The following is a 25,667-nucleotide window of genomic DNA, read 5'->3' on the forward strand; positions in this document are numbered from 1 at the left end:
AAGGCCGAGCAACTGACTTGAATATTGCCAGTTGCTCGGCCGATTTTTGAATGATTTAATCTATTTTGATCGCCTTATTTTGGCTTGCAAGCATTTGATTGACTTTCTTTAAATCAGTCTTCAGAATAGCGTCCATTTTATCTAAATGACCCTTTAATTCCTTTTTTAACTCATCGAATACGACATAAGCAGCATCAGTAGGTTTTGACTGACCACCCTGAACGCTTCTCCTTAACGACGCTAACCTATTATTCAATTTGATCGGGAAGTTCAATGGGTCTTGAGGGCTCTGATTCTTCACTTGGTACAAATCCTCTTCGATAACCGTTAACTTTTCAAGCATGCTGCTAATCGCTGCGCTCACTTGACTATTTGTTCCAGCGGCAAACCCTGTCGCTTGTTTGCGAATTTTTCTGATCAGAATAACCGCCTCATTGGCTTCAGATGTTTTATCTCGAATATCTACACATAGATCAAATTGCAATTGTAGGTCTTCCGCAGTGATACCCTCCAGATTTGGATTCATTTCTATGTCAAAATCAGTCATGAATGTTTCTCCGCCGTGGGTCATTCTCACTTTATAGTTACCAATCGGTGCAGTTGGTCCACTTTGTGGCCTGGCACTCCAAATAATCATACCATCAAAAACAGTTGCACCAGGATACCTTAAATCCCAAGTGAAGGTATTAAGTCCCTTGGCCGTTGTAGGAATATTACTTCTTCCATTGGGCTTGTTTCCCGTGAAGGATTTTATTAATTGACCCTGAGCATCCATTATTTCTATTTTCACACTATCGGCTTGTTCTGGCAGATAATATTGAATTGTGGCATTATAGATGCCCCGAATAGGATTGGCTGGTTTGAAAAGGGTGACCTTATTTTCTGCATTAATCTTTGCTGCTTCTCTAAATGGTCGAATATCATCTAAAATCCAGAATCCGCGTCCATGAGATCCTAATACAACGTCATCATCTCTCAATACAAGGTCTCGAATCGGCGTATCGGGTAGGTTAAGTTGTAATGACTGCCATTTGGCACCGTCATTAAATGATACATATACGCCGTGTTCTGTGGCTAAATAAAGCAGGCCTGGTTTCTGTAAATCTTCGCGAATAGCTCTTGCAAAATGGCCTGGAGCAATACCATCGATTATTTTTGTCCAAGTTTTACCATAATCAGTTGTCTTGAATACATAAGGTTCCCGATCATCTACTTGGTAACGGTTAGCAGCAAGATAAAGGGTGCCAGGATTGAACTTACTTTCATCGATAATGCTAATTCGAGAATATTTCGGTAAATCTTTCGGCGTAATATCCGTCCATCTTTTTCCGCCATTTCTTGTGATGTGCATTTTACCATCATCCGAACCAGCCCAAATGGTATTTACATCGTGATTAGAAGGTGCTAAGGCAAATACAGTAGCATAAATTTCTGGCCCGTTCATATCCTTGGTGATAATACCCCCCGTTTCGCCGAGCGTTTCTGGATCTGCATAGGTTAAATCTGGACTGATTTTCTCCCAAGTCTGTCCATCATTGGTGGTTTTCCATACATGCTGAGAGGTAGTGTACATGATAGAAGGATCTTTAGGAGAAAACATGATAGGGAAGGTCCATTGCCACCTTTCTGGCAAGGCACTTGACGGTTCGCCTGAAAAGAATCTAGGGTAAACCTGAATGTCTCGTCTTTGTCCTGTTTTTCGATTATAGCGGGTGAGTAAGGCGCCTTGACTACCAGCGTAGAAAACATCAGGATCGGTAGGACTCTGAGTAATCCAGCCACTTTCTCCACCACCTACAGGATAGTGCCAGCCATGGCCAGGGCCACGACCTAGCATATGTCGCCAGCCGTCGCTTGGCATAGCAAGTGTACTATTATCTTGTTGGGCACCAGCGACATGATATGGTACATCGCTAGTGGTCATGACGTGATAAAATTGTGTTGTTGTATAATCTTGTTCTGTCCAAGATTGTCCGCCATTGATTGTCACGGTACCACCACCATCATTGGCACTGATCATTCTATTCGGATCATTTGGGTCTATCCAAAGGTCATGGTGATCGCCATGGGGAGGCCTAATTCTAATGTCGAAGGTTTCTCCACCATCGGTTGACTTCCAAAAATTCACATTCAGGCCATAAACCACATCCTTATCCTGTGGATCGGCATAGATTCTTGAGTAATAGAAAGCGCGTTGTCTTAGTTTTCTTTCAGAATTCACACGTTTCCAGGTCCAACCCGCATCATCAGAACGGAAAATCCCGCCTTCATTAGCTTCTACTACTGCCCAAACTCTATTCGGATCAACTGGAGAAACCGTAACACCAATTTTCCCAATTGGGCCCTCGGGCATCCCAGGATTTTTTGTCAAGTCTACCCAAGTATCTCCACCGTCTAAAGACTTCCAAAGCTTACAATCAGGTCCACCGCCCCACATTTTCCATGCTTTCCGGTATACCTGCCAAGTTGAAGCATAGAGCACATCAGGATTAGTCTTATCAATGATTAAGTCAGCCGCACCAGCTTTATCGCTTACGTAAAGCACCTTTTCCCAAGTATTGCCGCCATCTTTTGATCTAAAGACACCTCTTTCCTCATTATCTCCATAGACGTGACCAAGTGCGGCCACATAAACTATATTCGGATTAGTCGGGTGAACCCTGATTCTGGAAATGGCCTGAGTTTCTTTTAAACCTAGATGTCTCCAAGTTTTACCGCCATCTGTGGTTTTGTAAACACCGTCACCTTGCGTAATACTACCACGAAGCTGGGTTTCACCACCGCCGATATATACAATGTCTGGGTTGGTTTCGGCCACGGCTACAGCACCAATACTAGAAGAAGTTATTTGACCATCTGTCACCGGGAACCACTCATTACCACCATCAGTAGTTTTCCAGAGTCCACCACCTGTAGCACCAAAGTAATATTCATTAGGTCTGCCAGGGCTACCAGCAGCTCCTAAAGACCGCCCACCGCGCTGTGGGCCAATGTTTCTCCAAGAATAACCTTGATAGAATGTTGGGTCTACCGGGTCTGTATTTTGGGCTGAAATATCTTCTGAAGAATAGAATAGAATAATGCTCAAGAAAGCGAGCAGGTAAGATTGCTTAGTTTTCATCGGTATGAGATAAGGTTGAATTGAAAAATACAAAATCTTATCTGCTTGACGGAAATCGATTATGCCAATGGTCGCATTTCGTGAATTCATAAAACAAGTTTGCCATTCCTAAAAGACCATCATGGTGCAATTGGCATAAATAGTATATTGAAAATAACCCTATAGAAGGGGCTAAAAATGCTAAATCATAAATGCTACTATGAAAACGATCAACCTACGTTCATTTCAATTCAGTTTACTGTTTTTCTTTGTTGGAGCCATAGCTTTTGGCCAAGAGAAAAAAGCGCTGAGTTTAGAAGACTATAAACAGTGGAACCGCATTAGAAATGCCATTATTTCTCCGAATGGCACCTGGATGACTTATGCCTATGCACCTAATGAAGGTGATGCTCAACTGCATGTAAGAAAAATCGAAGGTGACACTATTCGAACGGCAATCAACGCCAAACAAATCGCTTTTTCAGACGACAGTAAGTGGCTGGCCTATTTGGTAGATCCTGCCAAAAAGGAAGCTGAAAAACTTAGGGCAAGTAAAAAACCAGTCGTAAGTGATCTGCATATAATCGACTTGAACTCAAATGAAGCTCAGGAAGTAAAGAATGCTAAGTCTTACCGGTTTTCTAAGGATTCCAAGGTTATAGCGGTTCACAAAAACCCCGCTGATAGAAAGGCAGAACATAGTGGAAGCGATCTGATATTAATGTATTTGTATGAAGGTGTGACCGCAAACATCGGTAACGTTTCTAGCTATGCGTTTAACAAAGCTGGTACGCTGATAGCTTACCTAGTAGATGCCGATGGAGACGTTGGCAATGGTCTATATGTAATGGATTTGAAGGCAAATCGAAGATGGCCTTTGCACACTGGCGCATTCAGCTATTCGCAAATGGCTTGGAATAAGGCTGGGGACAAGGTGTTGAGCTTATACGGAAATAAGGAAAAAGGGAATATGCAGCGTGATAATGCGCTTTTCTGGGCGACAGGTTTGACCACAGGTATGTCAACGGCTAATAAAAACACTTATGAAGCCTCAGCAGCCAACTTTCCGAAGGAAATGGTGATAAGTGAGTTTGGCGCACCTGTTTGGCATGAATCTGACGGGCAAATCTTCTTATATGTAAAAGAGCAGCAACAGGAACCTAAAAAAGATGATTTACTTAAAGCTAATGTTGATGTTTGGCATTGGAAGGATGAGCAAGTTCAATCTACCCAGATTGTCCGTGCAAATCGAGATAGAAGATCTACATATTTGGCCGTTTTGAACCTTTCAAATAAGGCTTTCTTTCAGCTTGCGAATGCCGATATGCCCAATGTGAATTTCAACCTCATGACCAATTGGGCTGTTGGTAGAGAAGATAAACCATATCGCGATGATGTCAATAACCCGCGGGGTTTCGAAGACCTTTACAGCATAGACACAAAGACGGGTGAAAAGCGATTGATCAAAAGACGCAACTATTTCTATTCGGGTATTTCGCCAAATGGACAATGGGCAACATTCTCCACCAATGCTGAATTAATGGTTTATAACTTCGAGAGCGGAGAGACAATCAACCTAACGAAAAAGGCGGATGTCAGCTTTCTAAATACAGAATTCGATAAGCCCACAGAAAAGCCTACATACGGAATAGGCGGTTGGTCTAAAGATGGAAAATGGGCCTTGGTCAATAATAAATTCGATCTCTGGGCCATTTCTTTAAATGGTACCGAGGCAATAAACCTAACAAATGGCTTAGGTAATGAAGAAAGCATTCGTTTTAGAGCAGTGCAATTAGATCCTGAAGCCAAAGGTTTCGATATGTCGAAGCCAATATTACTTTCAGCCTATGGAGAATGGTCCAAAAAGTCTGGTTTCTATGAGGTAAAACTGGGTAAGAAACCAAAAGCACTAAGATACGAGGACAAAATGATCGGCAGACCAGTAAAAGCAAAGTATGCCGATCGCGTGATCTACACTGAGCAAACTTTTGTTGATTTTCCAGATTATTGGGTCTCTGATTTATCATTTAAAAGACCAAAGCAGGTTACTAACGCCAATCCGCAACAATCGGAATACAAATGGGGAAAAAGAGTCTTGGTAGACTATACCGATAAACGTGGTCACAAATTGCAAGGCACCTTGACATTGCCAGCTGATTATGAGGAAGGTAAAAAGTACCCCATGGTCATCTATTTCTATGAACGAATGTCGCAAAGGCATCACCAATATTCTATGCCAACTTATGATGATAGACCTCATATGTCTACTTATGCGAGCAACGGATACCTTGTCTTAATGCCAGATATTGTCTATGACGTGGGGTTACCAGGTTCTTCAGCATTAGATGATGTAACAAGTGCTGCCAATGCCGTAATAGACATGGGTTGTGCAGACCCAGAACGAATTGGTTTACAGGGACATAGCTGGGGAGGTTACGAGTCATCATTTATTGTTACACAAACCGATATGTTTGCTTGTGTAGTGACTGGCGCTCCACTTACTAACTTGATCAGTATGTACAATGTAGCCTACAAACGTACGGGCAATTTAAACGGCCCAATACTAGAATGGTCTCAAGGAAGAATGGGGGTAAGCCCTTGGGACAATATGGAATTATACCGAAGTCAGTCTCCAATTCATCATGCACAGAATATCAATACCCCATTTATGATTTTACATGGTACTGCCGATGGTGCAGTGGACTGGGTACAAGGCCTTGAATACTATTCGACTGCCAGAAGATTGGGTAAAGAGGTGATTCTGCTTTCCTATCCTGATGAACCGCATCATTTGGGTAAACTCGCCAATCAGAAAGACTTCCAGATTCGCATGAAGCAATATTTCGACCATTACTTGATGGATGCTGAGGCGCCGTTATGGATGAAAGAGGGAGTGCGACACCTGGACAAAAAGAGAATCGGTCCAGAAGTAATGGAAAAGGGCAATTAGTCTTGGAAGGACTGTAGCGATAGTTTTATGATCACTACAGTCCTTTTTTATTCATTTTAGACTTACTCAAAACGAAGAACTATCGCTCTAATAGGCTTTCTAATTGCTGAAAATATCGTTCTGCAATGAATCTTCCACCTGCTGTGTTGTAGTGCACATCATCGGCTAGGAAATTGTCAGTAAAACCTGTTCTCATATCTACAGCAATGACTTTAGAAGTTGCAGTGGATTCTGATTGCGCCAAAGCAGCAATATCTGTTAAGGCACGGTTATAAAAAGTTAAAAACTCTGTAGATTGTTCAGCAACTAATGGTGGAGCCGTCAACTCTATCAATATGGTCACATTAGGATTGTTAGCTTGAAGCATATCAATGATTGCGTTTATATTAGCAAAAGAACCCTCATAATCATTGATGCCATCATTTCCACCAGGCGAGCTAAAAAGAACAATGTCAGGAGAGGAGCCTAGTTCATTGAGCCAGTTGCTCAAACCACTCCTTATTCCACCTGAGGTAATGCCACCTCTGCCTTCGTGATCTCTGTCAAAAGCAAGGCCGTTAAAACTAGGATAAGAGGCGTTATCGGTTTCTGTTCCAATAAAATCAAAAGTAAAGTTAGCCTCAGTCAACATTCTCCATAATTCGTATCGATAGCTTTCATAAGCTGGCCGGTCGCCTTCAACTCGGGAAGCGCCTAATGGTAAAATCTTATTAATGGAGCTGCTGGGTGCTTTCGGTTCAGTTCCGCCTTCATTGTCGCAGGCCAAAATGCAGATGCTAAAAATAACAATGGGGATTAACGCGAATTTTGCGAAGCTTTTTGATGATGGTTTTTGCATTTTTTAAGTGTTTTGCGTGTCAAATAATCTGATTACACCATCAGATACACTTAAACCCAAAACACCCTACCACCCTTTAGAAAGATTTTTAATCCGCTGCTGTGAATGGGATGTCAATTGTAAAAGCAGTTCTAGAATTCCTGACCCATTGCATAGTACCAGTATGTCTATCTAGATAGATGTCTCAATCAAGTGAGGCATGCATTGATGCTTTAAGCGCTTTATGGCTTAATATGGGATGCTTTTTGGTGAGCAAAAAGCGGAGTTATGATCTTACTCCTTGGAGGACATCTCTTGTAGATAGAGTTGGTGGTTGAGGTTCATGCATAGTTGTTTAGAAATACAAAATTACAACCTAGATTATAGTCAATATCAAGAATAATATCTCTTGTTTTGAGTAGATTTGGATGTAGGCATTCAAAACTCTGGCTAAGAGAATTTAAATCAAGGAAAAACTCTTTGCATACCCGTATTACATGAACGCAGTAGAAATTGAAGAGGCTATATCTTTATTGGCGGAGCAAGACTTTGACCCGACAGAATTCCCCTACGCCTTTCTGGAAGCCTTTGGTAATAAGCCTACCACGATCAAGCGCCTGAGAGCGGGCAATAACAATAAGTCTGATGTAGAAGGGGGCGTGCTGCAGCATAGTAATATTCATATCGCTGTTTGTAGTGAAGGCAAGGTATTAGAAACTATCAAAGAGCTAAAACAAAGCTCTGTTACCACAAAGGCCAAAGCCAAATTTGTTTTGGCTACAGACGGTAATGAGTTTGAGGCCGAAGACCTGAACAGTGGAGAAACGGTAGTTTGTGCTTACAGTACATTTCACAATCACTTTGGGTTTTTCCTTCCACTAGCCGGCATTAGTACGGTTAAAGAAATTCGAGAGAATGCCTTCGATATTAAGGCAACAAGTAGACTCAATAAGCTCTACATAGAACTGTTAAGACACAACCCTGAATGGGCGAGGGCCGATAGACGCCAGGGTATGAACCACTTCTTAGCAAGACTTATATTCTGCTTCTTTGCTGAGGACACGGGCATCTTCAATAACGATGACCTATTTACGGATACCGTAAAGCAAATGAGTACTTCGGACTCCTCTGACACTCATGAAATTATTGGTGAAATATTTCGAGCAATGGACATCAGACAGGAAGATCGCTCGGAAAAGAATGTTAAGAATTGGGCCAATAAATTTCCCTATGTAAATGGCCACTTGTTTTCAGGGTCAACTGAAACTCCCAAATTCACTAAGATTGCCAGATCGTATTTGCTGCATGTAGGAAGTCTCGACTGGAAGAAGATCAACCCAGATATTTTTGGTTCTATGATCCAGGCCGTGGCAGATGAAGAAGAGCGTGGTGCTTTGGGAATGCACTATACCTCGGTTCCCAATATTCTTAAAGTACTTAACCCACTGTTTCTGGATGACTTAAGAACTCAATTAGAGCAAGCTGGAGATAATCCACGAAAATTACTTAACCTCAGAAAGCGTATTTCGAGAATTCGTGTATTTGATCCTGCCTGTGGCTCAGGTAACTTCTTAGTGATTGCTTATAAGCAGCTTCGTGAAATTGAAAATGAAATCAATATAAGGAGAGGAGAATTCAATCGAACTACTGAGATACCGTTGACCAATTTCAGAGGAATTGAGTTAAGAGATTTTTCAGCTGAAGTAGCACGACTGGCTCTTATTATTGCGGAATATCAGTGTGATGTTATTTACAGAGGACAAAAATTAGCTCTTGCAGAATTTCTTCCATTGGATGCTCAAAATTGGATAATTCGAGGAAATGCTCTTCGTTTGGATTGGGTTAATTTAATGGGTGTCGGAGGTGCGGGGGTTAAATTATATGCTGATGACCTTTTCAGTACTCCTCTTGATCAAACTCAAATGGATTTTAATAACGAGTCTGGAGAAACATTTATCTGTGGAAATCCACCCTATCTTGGGAGGAAGTATCAATCAGACTTACAAAAAGATGAGCTAAAGCGAGTTTTCGCAGATAGAGGAGTAAGAACGTTGTTGCTGGATTATGTTTCAGGTTGGTTCATCAAAGCGGTTGATTTCATTTTACGAGCTGAGGCATCAGTTGCATTTGTAAGCACAAATTCAATTTGTCAAGGTATTCAAGTGTCTACTTTATGGCCAGAAATCTTTAAGCATGATATTTCCATTTCTTTTGCTTTTCCATCCTTTAAGTGGTCTAACCTTGCTAGTTACAATGCAGGTGTAACGGTGTCTATCATCGGGCTGGCTAAAAGAAAGTCCAATAGGATGCTTTTTACATCAGATGATAACGGAGAGACGGTAGTAAAAAAGGTTGATAACATTAATGCCTATTTAGTTGCATCGGAAAATGTATTTGTAACTCCAAGAAGCAAGGTAACCGACAACCGCACTGCAATGCAGTTTGGCAATCATCCATACTATGCAAATCAATTGATGCTTACCTCTACAGAAGCCCGTAAATTATCTGAGCGTACCCCTGAAGTACAGGAGTTTATCCGTCCTTTATATGGATCTAGAGAGTTTATTACTTGCAATCCAAGATACTGTATTTGGATAAAGGAATCACAGTTGGATGATGCAATGTTACACACTGATATTTCAGATAGGATTAATAAAGTAGAGGCAGTCAGAAAGGAGAAAAAGAAGGACATTCAAGCTCAGAAGTTGTCTTTGACCCCTTACAGATTTAGAGATCAGTATGAAGCTACAAAGCAACTTCTAGTGGTGCCAATAGTAAGTTCGGAAAATCGACCTTACCTTCCAGTAGGAGTAATAAAATCCAATGCCATCGTTCATAATAAGGCGTTTGCATTATACGATGCACCACTTTGGAACATGGCCTTAATTGCTTCTCGTTTACATTGGGTTTGGATAGGAACTGTTTGTGTAAGGATGCGGACTGATTTTTCGTATTCCAATACTCTTGGCTGGAACACTTTTCCAGTACCTCCTTTAACTGAAAAGAATAAACAAGATTTAATCACTTGTGCGGAAGAAATACTTATAGCTCGCGAACGGCATTTTCCAGCTACCATAGCGGAGTTATATGATCCTGAAAAAATGCCTGAAGATTTGCGCCAGGCACATGAACGCAATGATGAAGTGCTAGAACGAATTTATATAGGGCGGAGATTCAAAAACGACACCGAGCGCTTGGAAAAACTATTCGATTTTTATACCAAGATGACCACTAAAGAGAAAAGTTCATGACTCAGAAGAAAGCCATACCATCAGTTACGGTTAATTATAAAACTACCGGCAACTCTACCAAGTCCAATGAATTGGGCATGAGAACCATGCAGGAAAGAGCTTATGAAAAGCGTGGTGAGCAGTACCTTCTAATCAAATCACCTCCGGCTTCTGGTAAGAGTAGGGCGTTAATGTTCATAGCACTTGACAAACTTAACAACCAAGGAATTCAACAGACTATAATTGCTGTTCCAGAAAAATCAATAGGATCAAGTTTTACGAATGAGCCTCTCAGTAAGTTTGGTTTTTACTACGATTGGGAGGTGGTACCGAAGTGGAACTTGTGTAATGCACCCGGAGAAGATGGTAGCAAAGTAACTGCTGTCAAATCATTTCTGGATAGTGAAGACCAAGTCTTGGTATGTACTCATTCCACTTTTCGATTTGCGATTGAGCGCTTTGGAGTTGAGGCATTTGATAATCGATTGATTGCAATTGATGAGTTTCATCACGTTAGTGCTAATGAAGACAACGTGCTAGGTACACAGTTAAAGCAATTTATTTCCAGAGATAAGGCTCATATCGTAGCTATGACGGGTTCTTATTTTCGGGGCGATGCCATTCCCGTTTTAATGCCCGAAGACGAGGCTCGATTCGATACAGTTACCTATACTTATTATGAACAGCTTAATGGTTACCAGTATCTAAAAACTTTAAATATTGGTTACTTTTTCTACAGCGGAGCGTATGCAGAAGATATTCTGAATGTGCTTGACCCAGAAGAGAAAACGATAATACATATACCCAATGTCAATTCTCGTGAAAGCATGGGAGACAAGATCAAAGAAGTCAACCATATTATGGATGAAATGGGTGAATGGCAGGGTATAGACCCAGAAACGGGTTTTCATCTGATTAAAACAACTAAGGGAAAAGTTATTAAAGTGGCTGATCTAGTAGACGATGAGCCAACTAAACGAAATAGAGTTTCCTCAGCGCTAAAATTGCCAGAAGCCAAGAACAATCCTGATCATGTTGATATCATTATTGCATTAGGCATGGCCAAAGAAGGTTTTGATTGGATATGGTGCGAACATGCGCTTACAGTTGGCTATAGGTCCAGTCTAACAGAGATTGTACAAATAATTGGTCGAGCTACAAGGGACGCACCGGACAAGACTCATTCTCGCTTCACTAATCTTATTGCAGAGCCAGATGCGTCCGAAGAAGCAGTCACAGATGCTGTAAACGATACTCTTAAAGCTATTTCAGCAAGTTTATTAATGGAGCAAGTACTTGTTCCTAAATTCAATTTCATACCTAAAAGGCCAGAAAATAAGGCTAACCCTCTATTAGACTATGGTGAAAGAGGCTACGATCCTGACGTTTGTAACATGGCTTTCAATGAAGAGATGGGTGAGTACCATATTGAAGTCAAAGGACTCATAGAACCCAAAAGTGCAGATGCACAGCGAATCTGCAAAGAAGATCTCAATGAAGTAATTGCCGCTTTTGCCCAGGATAAGCAAACTATTGAAAGAGGCTTGTTTGACGAAGAAACTGTGCCTGAGGAATTAACGCAGATCAGAATGGGTAAAATCATAAAAGAGAAATATCCTGAGTTGGATGATGAAGATAGAGAAGCTGTGCGTCAACATGCTATAGCAGCCTTAAACCTGACTCAAAAGGCGAAAGAAGTACTCAATAATGATTCTGAATTGGAAGGAAGAGGAAGCACAGCGCTTATCGATGGCATACGTAAGTTTGCTATGGATGTGAGAGACTTAGATGTGGATTGGATAGATAGTATTAATCCATTTAGTGAGGCTTATTCTATTTTGTCCAAGGCAATGACTGAGCAAAGTCTCAAAGCGATGGCTGAGGTAATTTCAGCCCGAAACCCTAATATGTCTTTAGAGGACGCCAGAGAGTTGGCAAAAAGAGCCTTGAAGTTTAAAAAAGAGAGAAACAGATTGCCAGATATAAAATCGGCTGATCCATGGGAACAACGAATGGCTCAAGGGATAGCCTATCTTGCCAGGCTGAAATCGGAGGAAGCGAATGACTAAGAAAAAGACACTTACCGAAGAAGATGATGCTTTGTTAGTAGAATTGGGCGTAGAGGTTGAGGTAAAAAAAGCGGTAAAGCATACGCCACGTGAAGAACGGATTATTGCGGGCTTTGAAGAGATTCAAAAGTTTGTGGAAGATCACGGCAAACTGCCTGAGCATGGTGAAGAGAAAGATATTTTTGAAAGGCTTTATGCGGTAAGATTAGATCAAATTCGCAAACTAGATGAATGCAGGGAACTAGTGCAGCCCATGGACTATCAAAATCTGTTAGACGCTGGCGCTACTCTGAATATTGAAACGGAAGCTACTCTGAATGATGAAGAGCTACTTGCCCAGCTGGGTTTAGAAGATCAGGAAAACTCCATCACGAAGCTGAAGCATGTCAAAACCCGCGCAGAAAAGCGGGCAGCAGAAGAAATAGCCAATCGTACTGCTTGTGAAGATTTTGAGCAATTTAAGCCGCTATTTGAGGCTGTTAAAAGGGATATGTTTGATGGCTTGAGACCAACCATTCGCTTTAGAAAAGATGCCGGCTTTACCAAAACTACACTAGGTCGGGAGCAATTTATTATTGTTGGAGGGCAGATTGCCTATATAGCCGAGGTAGGAGAAACCATCAAGGCACCTAATGGCGAAGACGATGCACGATTGAGGGTGATTTATGCCAATGGCACTGAAAGCAATATCTTATTAAGGTCTCTTATTCGGGCCATGTATAAGGACGAAACCAGCAGGTTTATTACTGGCGCTAACTCCGGGCCACTCTTTTCTGGTGAAAACAGTGCTGATGATCAAGAAAGCGGTACTATCTATGTGCTTCGCAGTTTATCAAATCATCCGGCTATTAAGGAAAGTAGAGACATAGTTCATAAGATAGGAGTGACGGGTGGAGAGGTTCAGAAACGCGTTGTCAACGCTAAAAATGATCCCACTTTTCTTTTAGCAGAGGTAGAGATAGTAGCTACTTATAAGCTTGCCAATATTAACCGGGTCAAGCTTGAGCAAATTATCCATAAGGTTTTAAGCCCTGCCCGGCTTGATATTGAGATGAAAGATCGTTTTGGCAAGCCTGTAAAAGCCAAAGAGTGGTTTTTAGTACCCATATTTATCATTGATGAATTGGTAGAGATATTAAAGCAAGGTCGTTTAAGAGATTATTATTACGACCCTAAATCGGCAGAATTGAAACAAAGATAGAGACACCCAAGATTACAGAAACATTGTCTCCTATAGTGCAATAAGGAGTTGAGTAAAAAAAATGAGAACTAAATAGCAAATCATGCTTTGGAATAAAGAAGAGAGATACACGCATCTTCCCTATGAAAATGAGGCTGAACTTGAAAGTGCAGTGAATGAAGTAAAGTCACAGTTATTTGGTTCTAAACGTATTTATCTCGATGACAAAAAGAAGATTGGAAAAAGAGGAAAAACCAATAACCTCCCTGATGGCTATTTAATAGACTTAACAAATCAGAAGGATCCTAAAGTCTTTGTTGTTGAAAATGATTTGACTAGCCATCAGCATTTAAAACACATAGCAGTTCAAATTTTAGAATTCTCTCTTTCTTTTGAAGCATCTAAGGTTAAAGTAAAAAATGTAATCAAAGAGATGCTCCAGAAACGACAAGTTGAATGGAGAAAATGCGAGTTATTTGCCAAAGAAAATGGATTTGAAAATGTGGATTATTTACTTGAGTCGATTATCCACAAACCGGATTCATTTAATGCTTTACTGATTATTGATGAACTAGGAGAGGAACTAGAAACCGTATTAATTAGTCGCTTTCGTTTTCCTGTGGAGACGGTTACCCTTAAGAGGTTTAAAAGTGATAAAGGTGACATTCTTTATGATTTTGAGCCTTTCCTTAATGATTTATCGGAAGACACTGAAAAAGTGAATATTACGGATATTGATACTATTGTTGTTCCAGCCCGTGAAGATGGGTTCAATGAGGTATTCATTGGTGAAGATTGTTGGTATGCCATTCGTCTAAATTCTTCCATGATTCCGATGATCAAATATATAGCAGCTTATCAGGTAGCTCCTATATCCGCAATAACACATATTGCAGAGGTGAAATCAATTGATCAATACAAAGACACGAATAAGTATATATTGACCTTTACTGATCCTGCTGAAAAAGTTAAAAAGGTTTCGATTGGAAAAATTAAAGGAAAAGCTCCTCAGAGCCCTCGTTATTCTTCTAAAGAAAGAATATTAAAGGCGAAGTCATTAGACGAGGTTTTTTAACATTACTATTCTTGTACAATCTCATGTGCGTTACTTTAACCTCTGAACCTCAATTATCTATTATAAAATTTTAAATCCCAAGCTTAGTTTTCCTTTACCAACCCCACCACAAACCTCGTCAGACCACTATCTCTGCTATAAGTTAGTGTACCTCCATGCGCTCTGACGATATTGCGAGAAAGCGCCAAGCCAATTCCTGAACCATCTGCTTTGGTCGTATAAAACGGAACAAATATCTCCTGTACTCTATCTTCAGACACGCCAGCCCCATTATCAATTACTTGAATCAACATACGTTCATCGATTTTAGAGACATTCACCCAAATCGATGCATTATTCACTGCTCTAACAGCATCCAGCGCATTCTTAATCAAATTAATCAGCACTTGAGTCATCAAATGACGGTCTATCTTCAATGGACCATTGAAATTGTCTTCGTACACGATGGATATGGCATCTTCAGGCTGCATAAGTGAAGACAAAGAATCAAGGAGTTCTTTGCTTTGAACGAGTTCCAAGTGAGGTGCCACTGGACGATTGATTTGCTTATAAGCTTCCACAAATTTGAGCATACCCTCAGTGCGTACCTCTATGGCTTCAAGACTCTTAGCAACGTTTTTCTGATCTCTTTCAGCAAGTGATTCTAGCGCTTCATCTTTGATCAGTTTTTTGTTGACTACTCGAATAAGAGAAAGGATAGGAGTAGTCGAGTTCATAATCTCGTGCGTCATTACGCGCATCAGTTTTTGGTAGCTTTCTAACTCTTTGGCATCCAAAGAACTTCGTATATCGGCAAGAGAAACCAAGCGATAAGGCTTTCCTTTTAGTTTGAAAGACTCACTCTTGACAAAAAGTTTTTGTCCGTTTTTATGATCGATCCATTCGGTACTTATTCCTTCGCCTTTCTTAAATACCTGATAGATTTGAGGATAGTCTGCTTCAAATTTATCGATATGAATAAAATCGGTGATTTCAAGCAGCTTGCTAAAGGCCTTGTTGCTGAAAACCACTTCTCCGGTCTCTTTAAAACAAATTACAGCTACCGATACATGCCTTAATACGGTCTGCAAAAGCCTGAATTCTGCCTCTTTATTGGTTTGAAGAGATTCCATTCGCTCGGTGATCAAGTTGTAGGCCTTTTCTAAGTCTTTGCTATTGGTTTGTTTCTGATAAGTTCTGCTATAGTCTCCAAATGAGATGGCATTTAGAAAATTCGCCCAGTTTCTTTCCTGTTTTCTCAAATACCAAGTCATCTCAATGGACATAATCAAAATAAGCATGGCAAACATAACGGGGGTCACGGATAAATCAGTTTCGAGATATGAATAACACATACCGATCGCTAGGCCAACAATGATGATGACGCGTATGAATACGTAAAAGAAGCTCGTTTTAAATGTCATACTTCTTTAATTTTCTATAGAGTGTATTTCTGCCGATACCAAGCTCATTCGCTGCATGAGTAATGTTTCCCGCGTGTCGCTCCATTACCTCTACAATTTTCAGTTTCTCTACTTCATAAAGGTTATCAGCTTTCTTTTCTGATTCATCGGCACCCTTAAATGATTCATGGCTATCCATAATGACCATTCGCTCAATTGTATTTTTGAGCTCTCTAATATTTCCAGGCCAATGATAATCTTCCAATGATCTTAACTGAGTTTTATCGAGTTTAAATTTTCGCTCATATTTCTGATTAAAGTGCTGTAGAAAGTGATCTACAAGCGATTTTATATCCTCACGTCTGTTTCTGAGTGGTGGAAGGTCAATGTGTACCGTGTTAATTCTAAATAGGAGATCTTGCCGAAATTGACTTGTATCGCTAAGTTCTTCAAGCGTTTTGTGGGTGGTGCTAATTAAACGGATATCAATGGCTCTCGGCCTGTGATCACCCACACGACTTACCGCTCTGTTTTGTAATGCCGAAAGCATCTTGGTTTGAAGGACTAGGGGTAGGTTCCCAATTTCGTCCAGTAATAGCGTACCCAAATTGGCTCCTTCCATCAGGCCTGTTTTGTCTTCAGTAGCATCGGTAAATGCTCCTTGCATGTGACCAAATAGGGTAGATTCAAACAAACCTGAGGAAATGGCACTGAGGTCTGCATTAATGAATGGTTGCGCGGCCCTAGCAGATTGTTGATGGATAAGCCTTGCGAGCATCTCTTTTCCTGTACCATGTGGACCAGTAATGAGTACTGAAGCTTCTGTATTGGCTACTTTGGAAACCATTTTCATCATATGTTGCATGGCCGTAGACTGACCTACAATCATGCTCCCAAGCTGGTTGGATTGATGGATAAGTAAATTCCTGCTATCTGTTACTTCTGCTAAATCTTCCTGCGTTTTAGCCAGATTTAGCCCTGCCTGTACAGTGGCTACAAGTTTTTCATTAGAGAAGGGTTTTTCTAAGAAGTCCGTCGCCCCTTGCTTTAGAGATTGAACGGCAACATCAAGGAAGCCATGTGCTGTCAGTACAATGATAGAGATATGAGGCTTTAGGTCTTTAAATTTCTTGATCCATGCCAGACCTTCCGCACCATCTGAGTCGCCAATGGCAAAGTTGAGATCGAGTAGAATTACTTTTATATCCGAAGTTTCTAGTAAGGAGATAGCGCTATTTGGGTGCTCCAAGGTTTGAATTTCACCGAAAGCATCTTCCAATACCATGCTTATGGTGTGAAGCATTAAATCATCATCGTCTATTGCGAGTATTTCCACAAATAAATATAGTAATTTACTGTTCTAGGTTGGAACAGTAGCATGTACTTATGCGATCACTTTCGACCTTGATTGTTAGAAAATATAGTATATGCAATAGATAATCAGTTAGTTACGATTTATGGCAAGCCTTTAGCCTATTAATGGTCAAACGCAAACTATTATGACTAAGACATTCTTTCTTTCCATCATTCGTAACCTCTGGAAAAACAGAGTCACTTCTGCTATTAACGTTGTAGCGCTTACGCTTGGACTCAGTAGTCTTCTATTTCTATATGTACAGGAGCGATACGAACAAAACTTCGACACAAACCAACCACTGGTTGATCAAATATATCGAGTCAATCTGAGCATAGATTATCCAAATGGCCTACAAAAAACTGGACTTACACAGTCTATGTTAGCTAAGTCGTTGAGGACTGAATATCCAGAGTTAAAAAGTGTTATTCAGACTTTTGGGCCTAGCAATACCTTGGTGAGTATCAACCCTGGTACTAGAGCTGAGCGGGTGTTTGAGGAAGGTAGAAAGCTATTGATGGCTGATAGTGCCTTTCTAAGAAACTTCGACTACGATTTTATTGCTGGAAACAAACGAACGGCCCTAGATGATCGAAACTCACTCGTACTTTCTACCAAAATGGTTGAGAAGTATTACCCAGAGTACGTAGGCAAAGAGGCTGGTATATTAGGCAAAGAGGTTGTGCTTTTCGATTCCATTCGTGTGTACATCACAGGTGTCATCGATAACCCACCAAGTAATAGCAATATTCCATTTCAACTGTTATCCACTGCCGAAACTTACTATAGAATTAACCCTTGGGATAGAGATAATTGGGGAAACCTGTCGTCAGGTTTGACATGGATTGTCTTGAAGGATGGTCAAAAGCCAGAGGATTTTGAATCGCGTTTTCCTCAAATGGTGGATAAGTACCGAACTAAAGATGATGCAGAGATCAGCACTTACAGCCTGATTAACCTAAAAGATGTCCATAATGATCCACAGTGGGGATTTTCTGGAAACTATACGAACGACCCTACGATGGCGATAGCCTTTTGGGCACTGAGCATTTTTATTGCGCTTTCGGCTTGCATCAACTTTATCAATATTCAAACGGCGCAAGTGATCACTCGTTCTAAAGAAGTTGGTGTTAGAAAGGTTTTAGGCGGAAGTCGTGGTCAGTTAATTATGCAGTTTTTGGTAGAAACAGTCTTCCTAACTACAATCTCGTTCTTTTTGGCTATTTGGATCACTGAATTGGCCTTAACAGGATGGAATGGTTTGCTCACGATTGTACAAATGAACATGCAAATCGATCAATCGGCTTGGTTATTCGGTATAGTGCTCATTTTCGGGATCAGTTTACTGGCTGGAATTTATCCAGCGATTAAATTATCCGCCTATAAGCCTTCGGAAGCATTACGCAGTGGATTTTCAGGTTTAACCGCTAAAAAGTCTGGCTTAAATATGCGCCAAATATTGGTAGTGACTCAATTTAGCATTACCCAATTGATGATTATCGGTACTATCGTGGTCTCTGTACAAATGAAGTATTTCATTAACAAAGACTTAGGTTTTGATAAAGAGCAGATGTTAACGATTACGGCTTACCAGCCTGATCGTAACAAAGTAGATCAATTGACCCAAGTAATTGAGTCTATGCCAGAAGTTATTTCTTATAACTTCGGTTCTGGTCCGGCGATGGATGCCGGTAGTTATGGCACTACTTTCAGAGAAGTAGGTCATGACGAAAAAGGAGAAATTAGATCACGAAATAAGTTTGTAGATCATCGTTTTATCAGCAATTATAATATAGAACTAGTGGCTGGTAGAAATTTCCGCGCCGATGAATACAATGATACGATTGAGGCATTTATCGTTAACGAAAGGTTTGTAAAGGAACTTTCTGTAGAAAACCCACAAGAGGCGATCGGCAAGTTGATAGACTGCTATGGTACTCGTGCAAGAATCGTTGGCGTAACCAAAGATTTTCATTTAGATCGATTAGACTTAGAAATCGAACCTCTTATTATGTTCCCATGGTGTGAACAAGTCAACAGTGTGGATTTAAAGATCGCCTCAAGTAATCTTCCTTCGGCCCTGAAAACCTTGGAAGAAGCTTGGTTGACTGTTTTTCCAACTAGAGCTTTCCGATACCGTACTGTGGATGACTACATTACTGATAGCTACATCGTCGAAGATATTATGTTGAAGAGTGTTCGAATCTTCTCACTAGTTGCCATTATAATCGGTTGTCTAGGACTATATGGTTTGGTTTCCTTTATGGCGACGAAAAGAACTAAGGAGATTGGAATTCGCAAAGTATTGGGTGCTTCATTCGGTCAGATTCTCTTTAGTTTCTCACGAAGGTTCTATGTACTTACCTTCATAGCCTTTTTGCTCAGCGCCCCACTAGCCTACAAGGCCATGGAAGTATGGTTGGATAATTACAAATACAGAATATCGTTGAGCTGGGAGCTCTTTGCCTTCGGTCTTCTAGTCACTTTTACTTTAACGTTGCTCACAGTGGGTTACATTTCGTTGAAAGCGGCAAGAACCAACCCGGCGGAAACACTCCAAATAGAGTAGGAGTGCTTAAGAGAGAATGTCCTTGATGCGGCTGAAAGAAATCTCTTCGAAACTTTTGATAACCAAGTCTGCCTTACGGTAGTCTTGGTTTTTTGAATGTATACTCTCAAAACCAATGCAAAAGAGCTCAGCGCTTTTAGCAGCTTCAATGCCATTTGTGGCATCTTCTATCACCAAACATTCTGAACGCTCAAACCCTGTGGCTTGAGTAGCCTTGACAAAGATTTCAGGATGTGGTTTTGAAGCCTTCAGATCGGCACCACTGAGTTTGGCCTTGAAATATTTGTTGAGATCAAAACGATCGAAAATCCTGTTGATGGTCTGCATAGAAGCAGAAGATGCTAGAACGAGTGTCAAACCGTTTTGGTGGTAGTCCTCAATGATATTTCTGACTCCTTTAATGAGGTCAAATGTTTTGTCAGTTTTGAAGATTACATCGAAATGCTGTCGCTTGATGGCCACCATTTCTGTGGCCGAATGCTTCAACTGAAATATCTCGATCAGTTCGCGACAGACATTAATGGTCGACTTGCCCCTCAATGTATCATATAGTTCATCGGAAACGACAATACCAACCTCTTTAAACATGGCGTAGTATGCCTTTTGATGCAGCGGTTCACTGTCAATAATGACTCCATCCATATCAAATATTACAGCTTTCAGCATGTTATTTCTTTAGCGCGAAGATATAGGTTTTGGATAACTCTGAAGCAGGAGGTTTTTTAGGACTCGAGCCAAGTCTTAAATGGAACAGCCTTCGTTTTACTGATTGCAAGTTCTTCCTTTGGTGCTGGACTCAACTTGATTTTTAACTTCCTGTTAAAGTGTTGTGAAGCCGATTGCACCGATTTTCTCGATATGATAAACTGTCTATTGGCCCTAAAGAAAAGTTCGGGATCGATTTGACTACTAATTCTCTCTAGAGTTTGATCTATTTGATACTTGTCTCCTCGATGTGTTAAGCAATAAACCATTTCGTTTTCCAATTGAAAATAGGCGATATCTAAAATTGAAAGCGGAATGATTTGGTCTCGATAATAGACTAATAGGTTTTGTTTATAGCGCCTTGACGCTGTTTTCCGTAATTCAGTGATGGTTGCTAACAACTCATGATAGGTCGAAGTTTTGTTGGCATAAATCGTGTGGAATTTGTCTAAGGCTGCCTTCAGAGCCTCCTTTTCGATCGGTTTGAGCAGATAGTCTACACTGTTTACTTTGAAGGCTTTTAAAGCATATTCGTCGTAGGCTGAAGTGAATATTATGGGAAAATGGATTTCTATTTGCTCAAAAATTTCAAACGAATCACCGTCTGCCAGTCTAATATCAAAGAAACCAAGGTCTGGTTTAACGTTCGACTTTATCCAGTCAACACTTTCTTTTACACTTTCTACAATGGCAAGAATTTCTATTTCCTGATTAATAGAAAGTAATATGTCGCAAAGATTTTGCGCACCACCTTGTTCGTCTTCAACGATCAATACTTTCACAACAATGGAATTTTGACCTTAAACGTTTCTTCAGTTTTTAAGATAATAATATCTCTTTCAGCAATAAGTCGATAGCGTTCTTTTAGATTCGATAGCCCTAAACCTAAACCATCTGATGCGGGTTTCTCTTGTAAGTTGTTCTCAACACAAATCATTTTGCCATCACTATAGACACTAATCGTGAGAGGTTTGTCTTTTGTGATGATATTATGTTGTGTTGCATTTTCAACCAGTAACTGAATAGACATAGGAGGGACTTTCTCTAATAGATGTTCGTCACTCACGTCGAACTGACACTTCAACTTTTCACCAAAACGTTTGTTCAAAACGAACAAATAAGATTTTACAAAATCTAATTCTGCATTTAAGTTGACCAATTCTTCTCTTTTACTGGCTAAGGTATATCGATAAGTATTGGATAGAGCTTGGATAAATTCGAGGCCGGCTTCCTTATGTTCGTTTCTAACAATACTACTCAAAGAGCTAAGTGTATTAAAGAAGAAATGTGGGCTGATTTGTTCTTTTAAGGCAGCTAACTCTGCATTTGATTTCTCCTCTTTAAGCTGAATCTTTTCAACTTCAGACCGCCTTAATTTGCGCCATAAAATTAAGAAATAGGCCTCTGCTATAGCAATTAAGGCAATAGGTAGGTTATTCCAAATGTAATATTCTAGCGCTATTTCTTTCTTGATGGTAATGAAGTTTTCGCTGCTATATAAGTCTTGGATATAAGTAAGTCCGAAAAAAAGAAGCAATGTCAATAAAATGATTATTGAGACATTTAGGGTAAGTGGCCAAGTCGTTTTGGCTAAATGATCCTTCCATCGGAAATGAAATATTCCAAGTAATTGGAAAAGGATGAAATGGGTAACAATCGAAAGTACGCCAAATTGTAAACGTTTTTGCGAGATAATACCCTGCGTAGTGAAGTCGTCTGAGAAGGCCCACTTGAAAGTACCAAGATTCAATAATACTGTAATAATTACTCCTGAGATTACTATCAATGCTACTGACCAATCCTTTGTGCGCCGCATGTTATCTAAATCTATAGGCTAGTGTGAGCATAAAGTATTGACCAATTGTATTCCATTCCGTTTGAGAAAGGAAATTTCCCGTACTTATTCGCTGAAAACCTTGATACTTATTCAGTAGGTCAAAAGTGCTGATGCCAATTGTCGCTTTTTCGGCTTGTAGAAACCCATAGCTTACACTGGCAGAAATCAGCGGAATGGTCACTGATTCATCGAAACTTTGTGCATTAAAGTTTGTCACGTTAGCATTAGCCGTAAAATTCCATTTTTTGGTAGGTGTATATCTTAAACTAGAAAAGTAACTGATATTGAAGAAGTTATCATCTGATATTTCAGCGATGGAAAAGTCATACTGCGTATAATTGATTGTGCCGCCAAAGTTGATTCTTACCTTTTCCTTACTTCTATTTTCAAAACTCATTGTGAGACTATGATTGAAAGTACTTGTTTCGTTTTCCTGACCGTTAACGAGGGTAAATCCGTTCGTCCAATTTTCTAAAACCGATACACTATAATTGAGCCCTAAAGATCTTATTGGGGCCGATAATTCAGCATTCAAAGCGAGCAGTGTTTGTCCATCTGTATTGACAGGGGTAGTAGTCTGAATCAATTGATCATTGACAGTGACTGAGTTATTGATTTTGTTATTGGTATAATTCCCCATAGCCCGGATAAAAAAGGAGGTAAAAGAAAACTCATCAAAAACAGACCATAAGAAGCTTACATTATGACTAAATTCTGGTCTTAGATCGAAATTTCCTTGATAAATGTTGACTTGGTTCAGGTTGTTCTCAACTGGAAATAGTTGATTGGGGCTTGGGAAGTTAGCATTTGTATTATACCTAAATTCTATTCTTCTACCGCTTCTATATTGATTCCGATAGATTAATCTTGGGGTAAAGAATAAATATTCTGGCGACTCGCCGATCGTATTACTGAGCGATTTTTCGAAGCGGGTGCCTCTGGCGCCCAGCGAGAAATTAACAACGAATTTACTAGTGGCTCTGCGTAATGTAAACGTTGGTTTAAGTGTCGTTTCTAGGGTGTTGAAGGCCGGAATATTAATGCCAACTAGTTCATTCCGGTCATTAAATGTACCTTCTTCTCTGTTTAGGTTTCTTTTGTTTGAAGAAATTGTAATGCCAAGGTCCGTCGACCAGTAGTTATTTATTTTCTTAGTAAGTGTAGGGTTAGCAGTAGCATTTAGGCGATCTACACGATCAGTTCTCAACTGATGTACTGTATTAGCTATCTCAGGCTCGAAAAATGTGGTGATATTTGTCCAATCTAGCGCGTTTTCGTTATCGGTATAGTTAATGCCAAATTTAAAGCCGAGTTGTAAGTCATCTCCTTTTATTTTCAAAGAGTAACTGTTATTAGAAACCAACGCGAACTCATCCGCAGTATTCAAAGTATTGTTTATAAATGTATTGAGGTCCATAGTACCCAGAGCAGTGTTAGCGCTGGTTTGGCTCGTAGTTCGGTTAGCACCTATGGTGACATCTCCATCGATTACGATTAACTGGTTATCTCCAATTTTATGTCTGACACCAAAATCAATATCGTTTGGCCGATCGCGCTCACTTTCAGTAAGTCTTGAAGTTTGATCGTAATTTCCTGTTTCAAGAAAATTTTGTGTTGCTGCTGTTTCTAAGAGGTTTTTCTTACGACTATTGCCTAAATAACTAGCAAAGTATCGGTTACCGTTAGTTTTATTCAAGGAAAGGTTCAGTCCTCCAGCAAATGATTCGTTGATACCTTTTGAATTTTGGCCGAATGTATCATTTCCTTTATAGGTGAAGCCGAATTGGTTAATATTATTCTTCAAGCCTAAAACGGCTGTTTGAATCTTGTCGGAAAAACGGTAAATCTTTGTTTCTCCAGTATAGCTACTATTGGTACCCGCACCGGCTTTTATCTCTCCAAAATATCCCTTTTTATGATCGGCTTTTAACAAGAGGTTGATTGTTCTTTCACGTTCGCCATCTTCAATCCCTGTAAATACTGCTTGATCTGTCTTTCGGTCTAGTACTTGTACCTTATCGATCGCTTTAGCGGGAAGGTTTTTTGTGGCCACTTTAGGATCATTTCCAAAAAACTCTTTGCCATCTACTAGTACTTTTACAACATCTTCACCTTGTGCTTTGATATTCCCTTCTTGGTCTACTTCTACTCCTGGCAGTTGTTCTAATAGTTCTTCTACAGCGGCGCCTTCGCGTGTTTTAAAAGCGTTGGCATTGTACTCAATCGTATCAGTTTTAAACTTAATGGGAATTAACTCAGCTTCTACAATAACCTCATCTAGCGCTTTAGGATCTATGAAAAGTAGCTGATCTCCTAAATTAGGTTTATCGAGCGGAACGATTATCGGCTTATAAATGGTCTTTAAGCCAGTAAAAGAAAACTGTATCAAGTATTCTCCAGACTTAACTCGTTTCATTTGATAAACTCCTTTGTCATTGGTAACGCCGAAATATTTCATTACAGAGTCGGTTGGTTGCAACAATACCACGGTAGCAAAGGAGAGGGGCTTTCTGGCAGAATCTAAGACTCGCCCTGTCAGATCTTGCTGTGCATGTGCTTGATATATGAAACAGCCTAAAAGAGTTGCTATAAGGAGAGATTTCTTCATTCTTGACCTTTGCCACCAAAACCTTTCGCGCCGGCTTTAGACTTATTTTTCATATTCTCTTTGAACTCTTCGGTTTTTGCCGCTACTATTTGGTCAAAGGCTTCCTTGCTCATTTTTTTTCCATCTTCCAATTGGGCGCCTAGGTCCTTACTTTCATATGATAAATCGATATCAGTAGCTAGTATGAAAACCTCCTCATTTTTTTCAATCGCTAGTATTAAACCAGGCAAACCAATGTAACCAGCTGGTCCTCCTGAAATTGGTATTTCTGAAGTAAACCATGCCGTGTATTTAATACCATCTTTTTCTGTATCTGCCCCAAAGCATATATAATTAAGTATTTTCTTCTTCTTGGCTGATAGTTTCCAAGCCAAAGGCTCAATACTTGAGCTTACTTGAAATTTTCGGGTCATGAACTCTGTTTGTTCTACTTGCAGGCCTTCATTAAAGTCATAATAGACTTTTTGTATTTCAGGTTTGGGGCCTTTTCCCCAGTTAGCTTTTTTTAAAGCCGATTGTAGTTTCTCAGACGTTTTTAAATTGTCGTTGGGATCCTTTTCATAAAAAGCGGTATTACCGGCAAAGCTTAGTAGGTATCTATATTTACCCTGTTTTGGTTGATCAGCTAGCCATGCTTCCCACAGTGGATCGCTTTTGTAATCTCCAAAGTCGTAGGTAGTAATCTGCTCGTAGGTTATTTTTCCACTTGACTCACTTTGAGCAAAAAGACCTACCGAAATGATCAATAAAAAGAATAATGTAAAGCGTGTTTTCATCAGGTTTTTCTTCTA

At 40.1% G+C, this 25,667-nt stretch carries 15 protein-coding genes; 6 read left to right on the top strand and 9 right to left on the bottom strand.

Going from position 1 to position 25,667, the window contains the following annotated elements; genetic code table 11:
- Positions 1-55: 55 nt before the first annotated feature.
- Positions 56-3,211 carry a VPS10 domain-containing protein gene (locus BFP71_RS14075; protein ID WP_245701850.1) on the bottom strand — a complete coding sequence of 1,052 codons (3,156 nt, stop codon included), beginning with the start codon at positions 3,209-3,211 and terminating at the stop codon, positions 56-58.
- A 109-nt stretch (positions 3,212-3,320) separates the two neighbouring features.
- Here BFP71_RS14075 and BFP71_RS14080 point away from each other — a divergent pair, with 109 nt between their 5' ends.
- Positions 3,321-6,050: a S9 family peptidase gene (locus tag BFP71_RS14080; protein WP_088125043.1), complete on the top strand. Its 2,730-nt coding sequence runs from the start codon at positions 3,321-3,323 to the stop codon at positions 6,048-6,050.
- Between the two features lie 79 nt (positions 6,051-6,129).
- Here BFP71_RS14080 and BFP71_RS14085 read toward each other — a convergent pair whose 3' ends face one another.
- Positions 6,130-6,888: an SGNH/GDSL hydrolase family protein gene (locus tag BFP71_RS14085; RefSeq protein WP_069836090.1), complete on the bottom strand. Its 759-nt coding sequence runs from the start codon at positions 6,886-6,888 to the stop codon at positions 6,130-6,132.
- A gap of 476 nt (positions 6,889-7,364) precedes the next feature.
- On the opposite strand from BFP71_RS14085, the gene BFP71_RS14090 reads away from it, so the two are divergent.
- The 4 genes from BFP71_RS14090 to BFP71_RS14105 all read left to right on the top strand — a co-directional run bounded on the left by BFP71_RS14090 (position 7,365) and on the right by BFP71_RS14105 (position 14,421).
- A complete protein-coding gene (locus tag BFP71_RS14090; RefSeq protein WP_069836091.1) occupies positions 7,365-10,118 on the top strand; it encodes a class I SAM-dependent DNA methyltransferase in 2,754 nt (917 codons plus the stop codon).
- Complete coding sequence (locus BFP71_RS14095; RefSeq protein WP_069836092.1) at positions 10,115-12,166, top strand: DEAD/DEAH box helicase; 2,052 nt, start codon at positions 10,115-10,117, stop codon at positions 12,164-12,166. Before BFP71_RS14090 ends, BFP71_RS14095 begins: the two co-directional genes overlap by 4 nt.
- Positions 12,159-13,367, top strand: coding sequence for a GIY-YIG nuclease family protein (locus BFP71_RS14100; protein ID WP_069836093.1), 1,209 nt, complete (start codon positions 12,159-12,161; stop codon positions 13,365-13,367). Before BFP71_RS14095 ends, BFP71_RS14100 begins: the two co-directional genes overlap by 8 nt.
- A gap of 82 nt (positions 13,368-13,449) precedes the next feature.
- Positions 13,450-14,421, top strand: a complete 972-nt coding sequence (locus BFP71_RS14105) for a hypothetical protein (RefSeq protein ID WP_069836094.1) — start codon at positions 13,450-13,452, stop codon at positions 14,419-14,421.
- An 83-nt stretch (positions 14,422-14,504) separates the two neighbouring features.
- Here the strand turns inward: BFP71_RS14105 and BFP71_RS14110 are convergent, their stop codons facing one another.
- Together BFP71_RS14110 and BFP71_RS14115 are read right to left on the bottom strand one after the other, a co-directional pair.
- Entirely contained in the window at positions 14,505-15,824 is a 1,320-nt protein-coding gene (locus BFP71_RS14110) for a sensor histidine kinase (protein WP_088125044.1), read from the bottom strand.
- Positions 15,814-17,139, bottom strand: a complete 1,326-nt coding sequence (locus BFP71_RS14115; protein ID WP_069836096.1) for a sigma-54-dependent transcriptional regulator — start codon at positions 17,137-17,139, stop codon at positions 15,814-15,816. Before BFP71_RS14115 ends, BFP71_RS14110 begins: the two co-directional genes overlap by 11 nt.
- A 163-nt stretch (positions 17,140-17,302) precedes the next feature.
- Here BFP71_RS14115 and BFP71_RS14120 point away from each other — a divergent pair, with 163 nt between their 5' ends.
- Positions 17,303-19,726: an FtsX-like permease family protein gene (locus BFP71_RS14120; protein WP_069836097.1), complete on the top strand. Its 2,424-nt coding sequence runs from the start codon at positions 17,303-17,305 to the stop codon at positions 19,724-19,726.
- Between the two features lie 6 nt (positions 19,727-19,732).
- Here the strand turns inward: BFP71_RS14120 and BFP71_RS14125 are convergent, their stop codons facing one another.
- Genes BFP71_RS14125 through BFP71_RS14145 form a run of 5 tightly spaced genes read right to left on the bottom strand, consistent with a single transcriptional unit; the run spans position 19,733 to position 25,652 of the window.
- Positions 19,733-20,392: an HAD family hydrolase gene (locus tag BFP71_RS14125; protein ID WP_069836098.1), complete on the bottom strand. Its 660-nt coding sequence runs from the start codon at positions 20,390-20,392 to the stop codon at positions 19,733-19,735.
- 56 nt (positions 20,393-20,448) lie between these two features.
- Entirely contained in the window at positions 20,449-21,213 is a 765-nt protein-coding gene (locus tag BFP71_RS14130; RefSeq protein WP_069836099.1) for a LytR/AlgR family response regulator transcription factor, read from the bottom strand.
- The gene (locus BFP71_RS14135; RefSeq protein WP_069836100.1) at positions 21,210-22,247 is read right to left on the bottom strand and encodes a sensor histidine kinase; all 1,038 of its coding nucleotides are present in this window, start codon (positions 22,245-22,247) and stop codon (positions 21,210-21,212) included. The genes BFP71_RS14130 and BFP71_RS14135 overlap by 4 nt, the downstream gene beginning before the upstream one ends.
- A gap of 1 nt (position 22,248) precedes the next feature.
- The gene (locus tag BFP71_RS14140; protein WP_069836101.1) at positions 22,249-24,876 is read right to left on the bottom strand and encodes an outer membrane beta-barrel protein; all 2,628 of its coding nucleotides are present in this window, start codon (positions 24,874-24,876) and stop codon (positions 22,249-22,251) included.
- A complete protein-coding gene (locus BFP71_RS14145; RefSeq protein ID WP_069836102.1) occupies positions 24,873-25,652 on the bottom strand; it encodes a GLPGLI family protein in 780 nt (259 codons plus the stop codon). The genes BFP71_RS14140 and BFP71_RS14145 overlap by 4 nt, the downstream gene beginning before the upstream one ends.
- Positions 25,653-25,667 lie beyond the last annotated feature (15 nt).

The sequence above is a fragment of the Roseivirga misakiensis genome, from assembly GCF_001747105.1.
GTDB lineage: Bacteria > Bacteroidota > Bacteroidia > Cytophagales > Cyclobacteriaceae > Roseivirga > Roseivirga misakiensis.